11 protein-coding genes are annotated in these 14,920 nt (G+C 63.5%); 2 read left to right on the top strand and 9 right to left on the bottom strand.

Features of this window, described 5'->3' with window-relative positions; all coding sequences use genetic code 11:
• Nucleotides 1-16 precede the first annotated feature (16 nt).
• From murF to coq7, 7 genes are all read right to left on the bottom strand, one after another.
• Entirely contained in the window at nucleotides 17-1,429 is a 1,413-nt protein-coding gene (murF, locus tag F3J19_RS27245; protein ID WP_167048679.1) for a UDP-N-acetylmuramoyl-tripeptide--D-alanyl-D-alanine ligase, read from the bottom strand.
• A complete protein-coding gene (locus F3J19_RS27240; protein ID WP_167048677.1) occupies nucleotides 1,426-2,988 on the bottom strand; it encodes a UDP-N-acetylmuramoyl-L-alanyl-D-glutamate--2,6-diaminopimelate ligase in 1,563 nt (520 codons plus the stop codon). Before F3J19_RS27240 ends, murF begins: the two co-directional genes overlap by 4 nt.
• Nucleotides 2,985-4,850: a penicillin-binding protein 2 gene (locus F3J19_RS27235; protein WP_167048675.1), complete on the bottom strand. Its 1,866-nt coding sequence runs from the start codon at nucleotides 4,848-4,850 to the stop codon at nucleotides 2,985-2,987. The genes F3J19_RS27240 and F3J19_RS27235 overlap by 4 nt, the downstream gene beginning before the upstream one ends.
• Nucleotides 4,847-5,197, bottom strand: a complete 351-nt coding sequence (gene ftsL, locus F3J19_RS27230; protein WP_167048673.1) for a cell division protein FtsL — start codon at nucleotides 5,195-5,197, stop codon at nucleotides 4,847-4,849. The genes F3J19_RS27235 and ftsL overlap by 4 nt, the downstream gene beginning before the upstream one ends.
• Nucleotides 5,194-6,147 carry a 16S rRNA (cytosine(1402)-N(4))-methyltransferase RsmH gene (gene rsmH / locus F3J19_RS27225; RefSeq protein ID WP_167048671.1) on the bottom strand — a complete coding sequence of 318 codons (954 nt, stop codon included), beginning with the start codon at nucleotides 6,145-6,147 and terminating at the stop codon, nucleotides 5,194-5,196. The genes ftsL and rsmH overlap by 4 nt, the downstream gene beginning before the upstream one ends.
• A 15-nt stretch (nucleotides 6,148-6,162) precedes the next feature.
• Nucleotides 6,163-6,591, bottom strand: coding sequence for a division/cell wall cluster transcriptional repressor MraZ (mraZ, locus tag F3J19_RS27220; protein WP_167048669.1), 429 nt, complete (start codon nucleotides 6,589-6,591; stop codon nucleotides 6,163-6,165).
• Nucleotides 6,592-7,012: 421 nt separating this feature from the next.
• Nucleotides 7,013-7,651, bottom strand: coding sequence for a 2-polyprenyl-3-methyl-6-methoxy-1,4-benzoquinone monooxygenase (gene coq7, locus F3J19_RS27215; protein ID WP_167048667.1), 639 nt, complete (start codon nucleotides 7,649-7,651; stop codon nucleotides 7,013-7,015).
• Nucleotides 7,652-7,957: 306 nt separating this feature from the next.
• Here coq7 and F3J19_RS27210 point away from each other — a divergent pair, with 306 nt between their 5' ends.
• The gene (locus F3J19_RS27210; RefSeq protein ID WP_167048665.1) at nucleotides 7,958-9,133 is read left to right on the top strand and encodes a porin; all 1,176 of its coding nucleotides are present in this window, start codon (nucleotides 7,958-7,960) and stop codon (nucleotides 9,131-9,133) included.
• A 248-nt stretch (nucleotides 9,134-9,381) separates the two neighbouring features.
• On the opposite strand, the gene F3J19_RS27205 is transcribed toward F3J19_RS27210, so the two are convergent.
• Nucleotides 9,382-11,055: a long-chain fatty acid--CoA ligase gene (locus tag F3J19_RS27205; protein ID WP_167048663.1), complete on the bottom strand. Its 1,674-nt coding sequence runs from the start codon at nucleotides 11,053-11,055 to the stop codon at nucleotides 9,382-9,384.
• A gap of 160 nt (nucleotides 11,056-11,215) precedes the next feature.
• The gene (locus F3J19_RS27200; RefSeq protein ID WP_167048661.1) at nucleotides 11,216-13,294 is read right to left on the bottom strand and encodes a molybdopterin oxidoreductase family protein; all 2,079 of its coding nucleotides are present in this window, start codon (nucleotides 13,292-13,294) and stop codon (nucleotides 11,216-11,218) included.
• A 176-nt stretch (nucleotides 13,295-13,470) separates the two neighbouring features.
• Between F3J19_RS27200 and F3J19_RS27195 the strand changes: the two genes are divergently transcribed.
• Nucleotides 13,471-14,667, top strand: a complete 1,197-nt coding sequence (locus F3J19_RS27195) for a M20 aminoacylase family protein (protein ID WP_167048659.1) — start codon at nucleotides 13,471-13,473, stop codon at nucleotides 14,665-14,667.
• The last annotated feature ends 253 nt before the right edge of the window (nucleotides 14,668-14,920 follow it).

The following is a 14,920-nucleotide window of genomic DNA, read 5'->3' as shown; positions in this document are numbered from 1 at the left end:
CCGGGTTCCTTCTATTTCAATGTGCCGCGGGCGTCGTGCCCGCGGCGTTGGGTTGTGGACTCGTCACGGCGTCCACCACGCGCTCCATCTGCATGAAGCGCGAGCCTTTCACGAGAAGCGTTGCGGCCGCGCCGAAGCCGGCCTGCTGCAATTGCGCGACCAGCGCGCCGACATCGGCGAGGTGGTGCGCGCCCGCGCCGTATGCGATGCAGGCGTCGCGCGAGGCGTCGCCCATTGCATACAGCGCGTCGATACCGCGCTCTTTCGCATACGCGCCGATTTCGCGATGAAACGCCGGGCCGTTGTCGCCGACTTCGCCCATGTCGCCCATCACGAGCACGCGCGGCGCGGCGCGCGACGCGAGCACGTCGATCGCGGCGCGCATCGAATCGGGATTCGCGTTGTAGGTGTCGTCGATCACGGTGGCGCCCGCGAGCGTGCCGAGCGCGGCCTGCTTCACTTGCAGACGCCCCTTCACCGCGCCGAACGATTCGAGACCGCGCCGGATCGCGTCGAGCGACACGCCCGCGGCGAGCGCCGCCGAAGTCGCCGCGAGCGCGTTGTGCGCGTTGTGATCGCCGAGCACCTGCAGCGTGACGTCGAGGTGGCCTTGCGGCGTGTCGATGCTCAGGCGCTGGCCGTCGAAGCGGCCCGTCACCGCGGCTTCGGTCGTGCGCTCCGCGCTGTTCAGCGCGAAATCGAGCATGCGGTTGCCGGTCGCGGCCACGCGCCAGATGCTCGCGTAGGCATCGTCGGCGGGGAACACGGCCGTGCCGTCGGGCGCCAGCGCGTGAATCACGCTCGCGTGTTCGAGCGCGACCGCTTCGACGGTCGCCATGAATTCCTGATGCTCGCGCTGCGCGTTGTTGACGACGGCAACCGTCGGCTCGGCGATCTTCGCGAGCAGTTCGGTTTCGCCCGGATGATTCATGCCGAGCTCGACCACCGCGAGCTGATGCGCGGCGTGCAGACGGAACAGCGTGAGCGGCAGACCGATGTCGTTGTTGAAATTGCCGGCGGTGGCAAGACGCGCATCCGCGCCGACCGCGGCCGCGAAAATCGACGCGATCATTTCCTTGACCGTGGTCTTGCCGTTGCTGCCTGTGACCGCGACGAGCGGCATGCCGAACTGGCGGCGCCAGCCGCGCGCGAGCGCGCCGAGCGCGGCGCGCGTCTCGGCGACGCGGATCGCGGGCACGCTCCAGTTCTCCGGCGTGCGCGTGACGAGCACGGCCGCGACGTTGCGCTCGGCGACTTGCGGCAGGAAGTCGTGCGCGTCGAAACGGTCGCCCTTGATCGCGACGAACAGGTCGCCGGGGCCGGCACTGCGGCTGTCGGTCGAGACGCGCTCGAAACGCGCGCCGGCGTCGCCCGACACGGTGGCGCCCGGAATCAGCGCGGCGGCTTCGTGCAGCGAGAACATGCTCATTCGCCACCTCCGCGTGCGTGCGTCGCGCGCGCGGCAAGCGCGAGGCGGGCGTGGTCCTGATCGGAGAATGCGCGTTTCTTGCCCATGATTTCCTGGGTGGCTTCGTGTCCCTTGCCGGCCAGCACGACGACGTCTTCGCGCGCGGCGCCGCGGATCGCCTGCAGGATCGCGCTCGCGCGGTCTTCGATGCGGCGCGTCCGCGACGCGTCCCGCATGCCCGCGACGATCTGCTCGATGATCGACTGCGGATCTTCGCTGCGCGGGTTGTCGCTCGTAACGACAACGCTGTCGGCGAGCTTTTCGGCGATCGCGCCCATCAGCGGACGCTTGGTTGCATCGCGGTCGCCGCCGCAGCCGAACATGCAGACGAGTTCGCCGCCGCGCGCGGCGGCGATCGGGCGCAGTGCGTCGAGCGTCTTTTCGAGTGCGTCAGGCGTATGCGCGTAATCGACCACGACGAGCGGCTCATCGTTTTGCAGACGGCCGCCAAGGCGCTGCATGCGGCCGTTCACCGATTCGAGCTTCGCGAGTTCGGCAAGCGCCGCGTCGAACGGCACGTCCGCGGCGAGCAGCGTGCCGAGCACCGCAAGCAGATTGCTCACGTTGAACGCGCCGAGCGTTTGCACGTCGACTTCGGCGCTGCCCCAGTCCGAGGTAGTCAGATGAAACGCCGTGCCGGTGGTCGTGGCACGCACGTTCGAGGCGACGAGCCACGCGTCGGCTTGCGGCGCATCCTTGGCGTCGACGCTGCCTTGCCCGGCTTCGATGCCGTACGCGATGGTGCGCGCATGGCCGCGCGTGGCCGCGAGCAAACGGCGGCCGGCGGCATCGTCGCGATTGATCACGGCTGCCTGCAGTTCGGGCCAGGCAAACAGGCGTGCCTTCGCCGCCTCGTAGGCGTCGAACGTACCGTGATAGTCGAGATGATCCTGCGTGAGATTCGTGAATACGGCGATGTCGAATGCAGTGCCGTTCACGCGCCCCTGATGCAGCGCATGCGACGACACTTCCATCGCGATCGCCTGCGCGCCCGCGTCGCGCAGTTGCGCGAGACTGCGTTGCAGTTGCGGCGCGTCGGGCGTCGTGAAGCCGGTGTGCACGAGCTGGCCGGGGAAACCGGTACCGAGCGTGCCGACGATCGCGCAGCGCGTGCCAAGTGCACTGAGCGCCGTGGCGATCCACTGGCTGCACGAAGTCTTGCCGTTCGTGCCCGTAATGCCGACCGCGAGCATCGCATCGCTCGGCTCGCCGTACCATGCGCTCGCGATCGAGCCGGCCAGTTCGTTCAGCGCCGGCACCGCGTGCGCGACCGACGCGTCGAGCGCGCCGGCGAAACCTTCGGGTTGCACAAGCACAGCCGTCGCGCCACGGTCGAGCGCGGCGCCGATGAACGGGCGGTTGTCCGCGCCGTCGACCGCGTAGGCGAAGAACGCGTCGCCGGCCGCGAGCGAGCGCGTGTCGGCATGCAATTGCGCGCCTGGCCGCACGTGCTCGTGCAGCCAGGCGAGGGCGTCGGCGATCTGCCGGTGCGCTGGATGTTGCTCGCGCAGCACGCTCATCGCTCGACTCCGGGACGATTTTTCGCGTTGGCGGAAATGGTCATCTTTTTCACGCCGGGACTCGTGGACAGCTTCTTCACCGTGGCTTGCGTCGCCGGCGCACCGGGCGCGGGCGGAGCCGAGTCGTCGGTCACGACCATCTGCTTGACGGGCATGTCGGGCGGCACGTTGAGCGCGCGCAGCGTGTCGCCGACGATGCCCGAGAACACCGGCCCCGACACCTGGCCGCCGAAGTGGCTGCCCGCGGTCGGTTCGTCGACCGACACGGCGACGACGATGCGCGGATTCGGCATCGGCGCCATGCCGACGAACGACGCGCGGTATTTGGAGTGGTCGTAGCCGTGCGGACCGTGCTTGTACGCGGTACCGCTCTTGCCGCCGACGCGATAGCCGGGCACCGCCGCATCCGGCGACGTACCCTGCGCCGACACGACGGATTCGAGCATCGTGCGCACTTCGCGCGAGGTGGTCGGCGAGAAGATCTGCGGACCGGTGGCCGGCTGGTCACCCGGCGTGTGGAAAATCGTCACCGGCATGAGCTGGCCGTCGTGCGCGATCGCGGTGTATGCGCGGCCGAGCTGGAACAGCGACACCGACAGGCCGTAGCCGTACGACATAGTCGCCTGCTCGATGCGGCGCCAGCTCTTCCACGGACGCAGACGGCCCGCCGCCGCGCCGGGGAAACCGACCTTCGGCGCCTGGCCGAGACCGATGCTGGTGTACATGTTCCACATCTCTTCGGGCCGCAGCTGCATCGCGATCTTGGTCGCGCCGATGTTGCTCGACTTCTGGATCACGCCGCCGACCGTCAGCACGCCGAAGCCGGCGTCGTCGGTAATCGGCGCGCCATCGAGTACGAAGTGGCCGTTGCCCGTATCAACCAGTGTAGTCGGCGTCACGCGGTGCAGATCGAGCGCGAGCGAAATCGTGAACGGCTTCATGATCGAGCCCGGCTCGAACGTGTCGGTCAGGATGCGGTTGCGCAGCTGGTCGCCGGTCAGGTGCGAGCGGTCGTTCGGGTTGTAGGTCGGGTAATTGACGAGCGCAAGCACTTCGCCCGTGCGCACGTCGATCACCATCGCCGCGCCGGCCTTCGCCTTGAATTTCTCGACGGCCGCTTTCAGGTTCGTATACGCGATGTACTGGATCTTGCTGTCGATCGACAGATCGACGTCCTGCCCGTTGTGCGGCACGACCTGCTCGTCCACGTCCTCGATCACGTGACCCATGCGGTCCTTGATGACGCGGCGGCTGCCCGACATGCCGGCGAGCAGCTTCTGGTCGCCGAGTTCGACGCCTTCCTGGCCCTCGTCCTCGACGTTCGTGAAGCCGATCAGGTGGGCGGTGATCTCGCCTTCCGGATAGAAGCGCTTGTATTCCTCGCGCGAGTAGATGCCGGGGATGTCGAGCGCGGCGACTTTCGTGGCGACGTCGAGCGGCACCTGGCGCTTCACGTAGACGAAATTCTTGTCTTCCGACAGTTTCGTGCGCAGCTCCTTCGTCGTCATGCCGAGCAGACGCCCGAGCGAGTCGAGCTTGTCGGCGCCGAGATCGTCCGGCACCGCGTCGGGAATCGCCCAGATCGCGCGCACGGGCAGACTCGTGGCAAGCACGAGACCGTTGCGGTCGAGAATCTTGCCGCGCGTGGCCGGCAATTCGATGCGGCGTTGATAGCGGATTTCGCCCTGCTTCAGATAGAACGCGTTGCCCGGTCCCTGAATCCAGAACGCGCGCCCGGCGAGCGCGACGAACGCCATGAACAGCATGAACACGACGAGCTTCGAGCGCCACATCGGCAGGCGCACCGACAGGATCGGATTGGCGGAAAACGCAACGCTCTTGCGAGCCGACGATTTTTTCATCGCACGCCTCCGCGCCGGGTTGCCGCCGGTGCCGAGGCCGGTGCCGAAGTGGGGATCGGCGCGTCGACGGCCTTCGCGGCGCCCGGGTCGAGCGTCAGGTACTGGGTGCGGCCCGTCGTGACCGACTGCATCTTCAGCGAGGCGGTGGCGATCTGCTCGATGCGCGAGGTTTTCGACAGCGCGCTCTGCTGATATTGAAGCTGCGAATAGTCCTGCTGCAGCTGGCGCTCCTGCGATTGGGCGCGCTGCAGCTGGATGAAAATCTGACGCTGCTGATTGGTCGCGTTGACGACCGACAAGGCACAGCCCATCACGATGATCAGCAGGAAAATGTTGAGACGGTTCATGGCGCGATCCGCTCCGCCACGCGCATCACGGCAGAACGGGCGCGCGGGTTGTCGGCGAGCTCGGCGTCGCCCGGGAATACGCGGCCGATGATCTTGAGCGGGGGGCTCGGCAGGTCGACCGCGCGGATCGGCAGGCGGCGGTCGACCGCCGGCGTGCTCGCGTGCGCCTGCATGAATCGCTTGACGATCCGATCCTCGAGCGAATGAAAGCTGATGACCACCAGCCGCCCCCCTTGCTCCAGCAACGACAGTGCTGCTTCTAGAACGACTTGCAACTCCGCAAGCTCTTGATTGACGTGAATCCGTATAGCCTGAAAGGTGCGGGTTGCCGGGTCCTTACCCTTCTCACGGGTTTTGACGACGTTAGCCACGATTTGGGCAAGCTCGCCCGTGCTGACGAGAGGCCCAAGACGGTCGGACTCTGCCCGGCGAGCAACAAGCGCCTTTGCAATCTGAAAAGCAAACCGTTCTTCCCCATAATCTCGTATCACCTCCGTCAATTCCTGCACCGTGGCCCGCGCGAGCCAGTCAGCCGCGGACTCGCCGCGCGTCGGGTCCATCCGCATGTCGAGCGGGCCGTCGGCGCGAAAGCTGAAGCCCCGCTCCGGATCGTCGATTTGCGGCGACGAAATGCCCAGATCCAGCAACACCCCCGACACCCGTCCTACGCCACGCTCCGCCATCGCGGAGCGCAGTGAAGCAAAACTCTCATGCACGATGCCAAAGCGCGGATCGCCGATCTGTTGCGCCGTCGCAATGGCGAGCGGGTCCTTGTCGAACGCGATCAGCCGCCCCGCGTCGCCCAGGCGCTCCAGCACGAGACGGCTATGCCCGCCGCGGCCGAACGTGCCGTCCACATACGTGCCGTCCGCGCGCGTCACCAGCGCGTCGACCGCTTCGTTCAGCAGCACCGTGCGATGCTGCAACTCGTTTCTCATCGCAGATGCCATATAAATAAGCTGCGATCAGAACGTGAAATCTTTCAACGCGTCGGGCATGCCCTCGGCGATCGCCGCCTGTTCCTTCGCGGCGTAAATCTGTGCGTCCCACAACTCGAAGTGACGGCCCATGCCGAGCAGGGTCACTTCCTTCTCCAGCGAGCCGGCCGTGCGCAACTCCGGCGACACGAGCACACGGCCTGCGCCGTCCATATCCACATCCATTGCATTGCCGAGAAAAATGCGCTTCCACCAGGCTGCGTTCATGGGCAGCTTGTCGACCTTGTCGCGGAAGATTTCCCATTCGGGGCGCGGAAAGAGCAACAGGCAGCCGTCCGGGTGCTTGGTGATCGTCACCCGTCCCTCTGCCTGTGTTTGCAGCGCATCCCGATAACGAGAGGGAATCGACATCCGCCCCTTCGCATCGAGCGTCAGCGCCGACGCCCCTTGGAACACTTCGCTCTCCCCTCTTGCAGCGCTATTGCGCCGGCTTCCCGATTCGTAAAAATCTACCCGAAAGTGGTGTTGAGATCACACAAAAATACACTTTCTCACACTGTCTCCCACTTTAGAGGAACGCTAAACACGGGTCAAGGGAGCGGCCCGCTTTTCGAGCGAATTTTGTTTGCTAGAACAAGGACTTAGCGCGACTCCCTCACGTCAGATATAAAACGGAAAACCGTTATAAATGAATGAGCTAGTGAAACTTGTGAAGGTGATACGTGAAAAGTGCGGGGAAACAACGCGGATTGAAAGAGATCGTTAAGACGGATCGGGAGGGATAAACAGGCCTTGCGGAGGGCTTACAGGAAGCGGCGGGCGCAACGCCGCCCCGGTTTCGGAAAACGGGTTTCAGCGGCGGTTCGGCTTGACAGTTTTATAGGTAATAGGCCGTGCGCGTCATGACCTTCGACATCGCGCGCATCAGCGCGCGCGCGGGAAACGGCAGTTCGACGCCGCCCGCATCCATCGCGGCCCGGCCGTGCTGCGCTTCGTCGATACGCATCTGCTCGACGATCGCGCGCGATTCGTGATCGGCTGCCGGCAGTTTCTCGAGATGGCTATCGAGATGCAACTCCACCTGACGCTCGGTTTCGGCCATGAAGCCAAGGCTTACGCGATCGCCCATGCGCCCGGCCGCGAGACCGACCGCCAGCGCGCCCGCGTACCAAAGAGGATTCAGCAGACTCGGACGCGAGTCGAGCGCCTCGAGACGCTTCGCGGTCCACGCAAGATGGTCTTCTTCCTCGGCGGCGGCGTGCTCGAACATGGCGCGCAATACGGGCGAACGCGTGGTGAGTTTCTGCGCCTGATAAAGCGCCTGTGCGCAGACCTCGCCGACATGGTTCACGCGCATCAAACCGGCCGCGTGCGTGCGCTCCGCTGGCGAGAGTTCGGGTGCCTCGGCCGTCGCCACCGACTCGTGTGGAACCGGTAGCGGACGACCCATCCGCGACACGCCCGTCAGTGAGCGTAAACCCCGATCAAACTCGCCAATCAACTCGTCCAGCCACATAAAACGCTCCCCGATTCAAGCTGCGCCTCATCGCAGCGGAAGGTCCGCGCGACAAGGCTTTGCGACGCAAAACCGGCTGCGCGGAAAGCTCGAATCCGCATGAAATGGGCGACCCATTTCCGATTCTAGACCATGTTGCGTAAACGAAACAGGAGCCGTCCAGGCCCTCCGCTTTTTCTTTGTGGCATGTATGCCTTTTGTTACATTACGTGGCAACTTCTCGCGAAGTTGGACAAGCAAGGCCTTTGAGCCCTAGATAAATATTTCGCCTTGTACAAAAGATTCGTAATCCTTGGAGATCATTCGATGAAAAAGTCGCTTCTCGCTCTCGCAGCACTGGGCGCATTCGCAGGCGTCGCACATGCGCAGAGCAGCGTGACCCTGTACGGTATCGTCGACGTTGGTATCAACATGAACACCAACTCGGGTGGCTACCACAAGTACGACATGTCCAGCGGCGTTCTGCAAGGCTCGCGTTTCGGCCTGCGCGGCACGGAAGACCTGGGCGGCGGTCTGAAGGCCCTGTTCGTGTTGGAAAACGGCTTTGACGTGACCAACGGCAAGCTCGGCCAAGGCGGCCTGATGTTCGGCCGTCAGGCATACGTCGGCCTGTCGAGCAACTTCGGCACGGTCACGCTGGGTCGTCAGTACGACTCCGTCGTCGACTACGTCGGTCCGTTCGAAGCGGGCGATCAGTGGGGCGGCTACATCGCTGCTCACCCGGGCGATATCGACAACTTCAACAACGCGTATCGCACCAACAACACGGTCAAGTTCACGAGCGCGAACTACGGCGGCCTGACGTTCGGCGGCACGTATAGCCTCGGCGGCCAGGCAGGCAACTTCTCCGGCAACCAGATCTGGTCGTTGGGCGCTGGCTACAACAACGGTCCGCTGCAATTGGGCGTCGGCTATTTGAACGCACGTACGCCGGCAGCTTCGGGCGGTATCTTCAACAACGGCGGCACGATCACGGCACCGAACGCGGCAGTGACCTCGCCGGTCTACGGCGCTTACACGTCGGCTAACACGTACCAGGTGATCGGTGCGGGTGGTGCATACACGTTCGGCGCGGCTACCATCGGCCTGACGTATTCGAACATCCGTTTCGCCAACCTCGGCACGACGTTCGCGCAACCGAGCGTCCGCGGTCAGTCGGCTACGTTCAACAACGGCGAAGTCAACTTCAAGTATCAGCTGACCCCGGCATTGCTGGTCGGCGCTGCATACGACTACACGCGTGGCGCGAGCATCGCAGGTGCGTCGACGGCTCAGTACCACCAAGGCGCTGTGGGCGTGGACTACTTCCTGTCCAAGCGTACGGACGTGTACGTGATCGGCGTGTACCAGCATGCTCTGGGCGATGTGCTGAACGCAGCCGGCAATGGCGTGGTCGCTGCAACGGCTGGCATCAACGGCCTGACCGGCTCGACGAGCGCCAACCAGTTCACGGCTCGCGTCGGTATCCGTCACAAGTTCTAATAAGTCGTAAAAACGCAGTTTGTCTCAAAGGCGCCTTCGGGCGCCTTTTTTTGTGCTCGCCATTTGTGGCTAGCCGGGGAACCGGTGGATTCGCGGTGCCGGGTGTTTGCCGTGCGCGGTTCTCTCGGGCGGCAATCTCGACAAAGAAAAACCCGGCTGGCTTTCGTCCGCCGGGTTTTTCTTCCGGGTTTTCCTGTTTGCTATCTGACTCGCCGGTTAGCGTGCCGACCTGGCACGCTCCGATGCGCTCACGCCCTTCCGTCGCGCAGCTCGCGGCGCAGAATCTTGCCGACGTTGCTCTTCGGCAGTTCCGTGCGGAATTCGACGACCTTTGGCCGTTTATAGCCGGTCAGTTGCGTCTTGCAGTACGCGAAGATGTCCTCGTCGGTCAGCGCCGGGTCCTTCTTCACGACGAACAGCTTCACCGCCTCGCCCGAATGCGGGTCCGGCACGCCGACCGCAGCGACTTCGAACACGCCCGGCAGCTTCGCCACGACGTCCTCGATCTCGTTCGGATACACGTTGAAGCCCGACACGAGAATCATGTCCTTCTTGCGGTCGACGATCTTCACGAAGCCATCCGCGTTCATCATGCCGACATCGCCCGATTTGAAGAAGCCGTCCGGGGTCATGACCTTCGCGGTTTCGTCCGGACGGTTCCAGTAGCCCGCCATCACCTGCGGTCCGCGGATGCAGATTTCGCCGGCCTGGCCGAGCGGCACTTCGTTGCCGTCGTCATCGCGGATCGAGATTTCGGTGGACGGCAGCGGCAAACCGATCGTGCCGCTGTATTCGGTCACCGTGACCGGGTTGCAGGTCGCACACGGCGACGTTTCCGACAACCCGTACCCTTCGACGATCGGCGTGCGCGTTGCCTCGAACCAGCGCTTCGCGACCGCCTCCTGCACGGCCATGCCGCCGGCGTTCGCGGTGAGCAACTTCGAGAAGTCGAGCTTGTGGAAGTCGGGGCTGTTCAATAACGCGTTGTAGAGCGTGTTGACGGCAGGGATCGTCGTGATCGCATAGCCTTCCAGCGATTTGATCGTGCCGGGAATATCGCGCGGATTCGGAATCAGCACGCCGAGACCGCCGGTGCGGATCGTCAGCAAGCCGCACACGGTCAGCGCAAACACGTGATAAAGCGGCAGCGCGACGACCGTGATGAACTGATCGATATCGGTACGATTCGCGCGCACCGGATTGAGCCACACTTCCGATTGCAGCACGTTCGCGATCAGATTCCGGTTCAGCAGCGTCGCGCCCTTGGCCACGCCGGTCGTGCCGCCCGTGTATTGCAGGAACGCCACGTCGTCCGGTCCCTGCTGGACGGGTTTGAAACCGAGACCCGCGCCCTGCGCGATCGCGGCGTTGAACTTGATGTGGCCCGGCAGGCTCCACGCCGGCACCATCTTCCTGACCTTGCGCACGACGAAGTTCACGAGCGGGCCCTTGATGCCCATCAGGTCGCCCATCGTCGCAACGACGATATGCTTGACCGCCGTATTGCGCACGATCGCCTGCAGCGTTGCCGCGAAATTCTCGAGCAGGATAATCGCTTCAGCGCCGCTGTCCTTCAACTGATGCTCGAGTTCGCGCGGCGTGTAGAGCGGGTTCACGTTCACGACGACGTAGCCCGCGCGCAAGATGCCGGCGATCGCCGCCGGATATTGCAGCACGTTCGGCATCATGATCGCGACTCGCGCGCCGCGCGCGAGTCCCTTCGACTGAAGCCACGCGGCAAGCTTGCGCGAGAGTTCGTCGAGCTCGCCGTATCTGATTTCCTTGCCCATGCAGACGAACGCCGGCTTGGCCCGGTGTTCGCGAAACGCATCCTCGAGCAGTTCGGCTACCGACGAATAAAGGGAAGGGTTGATTTCTGCGGGAACGCCGGGCGGATAAGATTTCAGCCAGATTTTCTCCATGCAGCGTCTCCTGAATTATTTTCGAATGGTCGTGCTAAAAATCGCATCGTAGCATGGACACATTATTGCTATCGACGAAAGCGATGAGGTTAGACTGCTGACTCGAACCTGTGGGGTCTCGGATGCCGAGTGGCCGTGCAGCCGGCCTTCCGAGGGCATTTCAGGCTCGCTCGACTTCGACGAGACAGTCATAAAACGTGGCGGAACCGCCGAGATCGGTGAGTGCCTGGCTCGTCAGCTGATTGGCGTTGCGACCGTCCGGCGCGAGCTTTTTCCACCAGATCGACAATCCGACCACGAGCCCTTCGCGCGCCCTGTCGGTCACGCGGGCGCGCGCCTGCATCGAACCTCGGTCGTTGAAAATACGCACCTGCTCGCCGTCGGCGATGTTTCGCGCGTGAGCGTCGGCTGGATGGATGTCGAGATGCGGCTCACCTTCCGTCGCACGCAAACTCTCGATATTCACGAAGGTGCTGTTCAGGAAGTTGCGCGAGGGCGGCGAAATCATCGCGAGCGGATAACGGGAGGCGAGTTCGGGCGCGCCGTCGGCGGATTCGTGGGGCGGCAGATAGTCGGGCAGCGGATCGAGCCCCTGCTGCGCGAGACGTTCACTATAGAACTCGCACTTGCCGGATGGCGTGTGGAAACCGCCGTCGGCAAAAGGTGCATCGGGCAGGTTGAGTTTGGCCCAGCCGTTCTGTTTCAGCGTCGCCCAGTCGATGCCTTCGAGCGTTTTGTCCTGCCAGCGGAACGCGGCCTGCGCGATCGCTTCATCGCTCTCGAATAGCGCGGTGTCGTCGAGTCCCATGCGGCGCGCGATGCCGCGAAAGATTTCGGTGTTCGGGCGGGCTTCGCCGATTGGGGCGATCGCAGGCAGGTTAGCCATCACGTGCGTGTGGCCGTACGACTTGTGCACGTCGAGGTGTTCGAGCTGCGTGGTGGCGGCCAGGAGCAGGTCGGCGTAGTCGGCGGTATCGGTCTGGAAATGTTCGAGCACGATAGTGAACAGATCCTCGCGCGCAAAACCGGCTGCAACGCGCTCGGAGTCCGGCGCGACCGCCACGGGATTCGAGTTGTAGACGACAAGCGCCTCGATTTTCGGACCGAACGCGGCGTCGCCGGGATGCCGCAACGCGTCGCCAATCGCATTCATATTGACGACGCGGCTCGGCTTGGCCGGCCAGCCGGGCATCAGGTCCGGACGCTGCAGAGCATGCGAATCGACCGGCGCCCAGCCACTCGATGACAGCAGCGCGCCACCCGAACGTTCGCGCCAAGCCCCCGTCAACGCCGGCAGACACGCGATGGCGCGTACCGCATTGCCACCGCCGCGCACGCGTTGCAGACCGTAATTCAGGCGAATCGCGGCCTTCTGCGTGCTGCCGTAAAGCCGCGCAAGTTCTACGATTGTCCGCTCTTCGATACCGCAAATCTCGCTAACTCGCGACGGCGGATAGCCAAGCGCGCGCTCCTTCAACCCGGCGAAACCCAGCGTATGCGCGGCGATGTACGCATGGTCGAGCCGGTCTTCTTCGATGAGCACATGCATCATGCCGAGCGCCAAAGCGGCATCGGTGCCGAGCTTCAATGCAATGTGCTGGTGGCATTTCTCGGCGGTGAGCGAGCGATACGGATCAATTGCGATCAGCCGCGCGCCGCGACGCTTGGCTTCCTGCGCGCGCGTCCAGAAATGCAGATTCGACGCGATCGGATTGGCGCCCCAGATCAGAACGACTTCGCTCTCGGCAAAAAACTCGATGTGCATGCCGATGCTCGCACCGTACGTGTATTTCAGCCCCGCGGCGCCGGCCGCGGCGCAAATCGTGCGGTCAAGCTGGGACGCGCCGAGCTTGTGAAAAAGCCGCTGCGAAATGCTCTCGCTCTGCACGAGCCCCATCGTGCCGGCGTAGCTGTACGGCAGAATCGCTTCCGGTGCGCGGCGCGCGATCTCCGCCAGACGAGTCGCGGCCAGTTCCAGCACGGCGTCCCAACTGATCGGCTCAAAGCGCCCTTCGCCCTTGCGACCGATGCGTTTCATCGGCGTGGTTAGCCGGTTCGGATGGTACACACGCTCGGCATAGCGGCTAACCTTGGTACACAACACGCCTTGTGTCGGCGGATGCTCCGGGTCGCCCGCGACCTTGATCGCCCGCCCATTCTCGACGGTCACACGCATCGCACAGGTGTCGGGGCAATCGTGCGGACACACGGCACGTGCGAATTCGGTCGGGGCATTCATCGAAATGTTTCCAGGCAGACGGTGAGCACGAGCAATGTGGAATTTTATTACGCCATCAGGCCGCCGACCTGGGTGGTGCCGCCAAAAATACCTTCGGCGTAGAATCGATTATCTCCGTGCCCGGGCCAAGCGGCCCCGAGCGATCCCACGCAAGCCCAGCACACCATCACGCCATCATGAAACTGATCCCCGAAATCCAGGCCGCTCGCGGCGAAATCCAGACTCTCCGACGAACCATCCACGCCCACCCGGAACTGCGCTATGAGGAGGCAATGACGGCCGATCTCGTCGCCCGGACGCTCGAGTCATGGGGCATCGAAACTCATCGTGGATTGGGTAAAACAGGTGTGGTCGGCGTATTGAAACGTGGCAACGGCACGCGCGCGATTGGCTTGCGTGCCGACATGGATGCGCTACCGATTCAGGAACTCAACAGCTTCGAGCACCGCTCGAAAAACGACGGCAAGATGCACGCGTGCGGTCATGATGGACATACCGCGATGCTGCTCGGTGCAGCGCAATATCTGGCGAGGCACGGTGATTTCGACGGCACGATCGTGTTCATTTTCCAACCGGCCGAAGAAGGCGGCGCTGGTGCGCGAGCAATGATCGACGATGGCCTGTTCGTGAAATTCCCAGTGGATGCGGTGTTCGGCATCCACAACTGGCCGGGCATACCGGCGGGTCACTTCGGGGTGACGGAAGGTCCGATCATGGCGTCGAGCAACGAATTCCGCATCGAAATCAAGGGCGTGGGCGCGCATGCCGCGCTGCCGCACAATGGGCGCGATCCGGTTTTTACGGCGGTGCAGATCGCGAATGGACTGCAAAGTATCATCACGCGCAACAAGAAGCCGCTAGATACGGCGGTGCTGTCGATTACCCAGATTCATGCCGGCGATGCGGTCAACGTTGTCCCGAACGATGCGTGGATCGCGGGAACGGTGCGGACTTTCACAACGGAGACGCTCGATCTGATCGAAACGCGCATGCGCAAGATCGCGGAGAGTACCGCTGAAGCATACGATTGCTCAGTCCAGGTCCGCTTCCATCGAAACTACCCGCCGACGGTCAACAGTGGCGAGGAAGCGCGTTTTGCGGCGACGGTGATGAAGGAGATTGTCGGTACGAAAAATGTCGACGATGCCGTCGAGCCGACAATGGGCGCTGAGGATTTTTCCTTCATGTTGCTGGCGAAACCGGGTTGCTACGCCTTTCTGGGCAACGGAGAAGGCGGGCATCGGGAAGCTGGACACGGCGCGGGCCCTTGCATGCTGCATAACGCAAGCTATGACTTCAACGATGAATTACTGCCGGTCGGGTCGACTTATTGGGTTCGGCTGGCGCAGAAGTTTCTCGCGCAGGGGAAGTGAGGCGTAGTGGGTGAGTGTTGCCGTGCCTTGCTGTAGATCAGCGAATAGAGTGGCCCGGTTTTTGACAGTTCTGCCCGACGCTCCCGTGCGGCCAGCGAATCCATGCTGGCATTAGAGAGGAATCGGGCCGTAAACGGCCGGACCCCGGCACTCAGAGTGAGAAGCCGGGGTCCGTGTTACAGCATGAGGAGCCTGACGATTACCTACTTTCACACGGGCAATCCGCACTATCATCGGCGTGGAGTCGTTTCAC

The sequence above is a fragment of the Burkholderia sp. Ax-1724 genome (genome assembly GCF_011752995.1).
In the GTDB taxonomy this organism is placed as follows: domain Bacteria; phylum Pseudomonadota; class Gammaproteobacteria; order Burkholderiales; family Burkholderiaceae; genus Paraburkholderia.
Note: the sequence above shows the minus strand (reverse complement) of the source record. Positions and strands in the feature narration are given on the sequence as shown.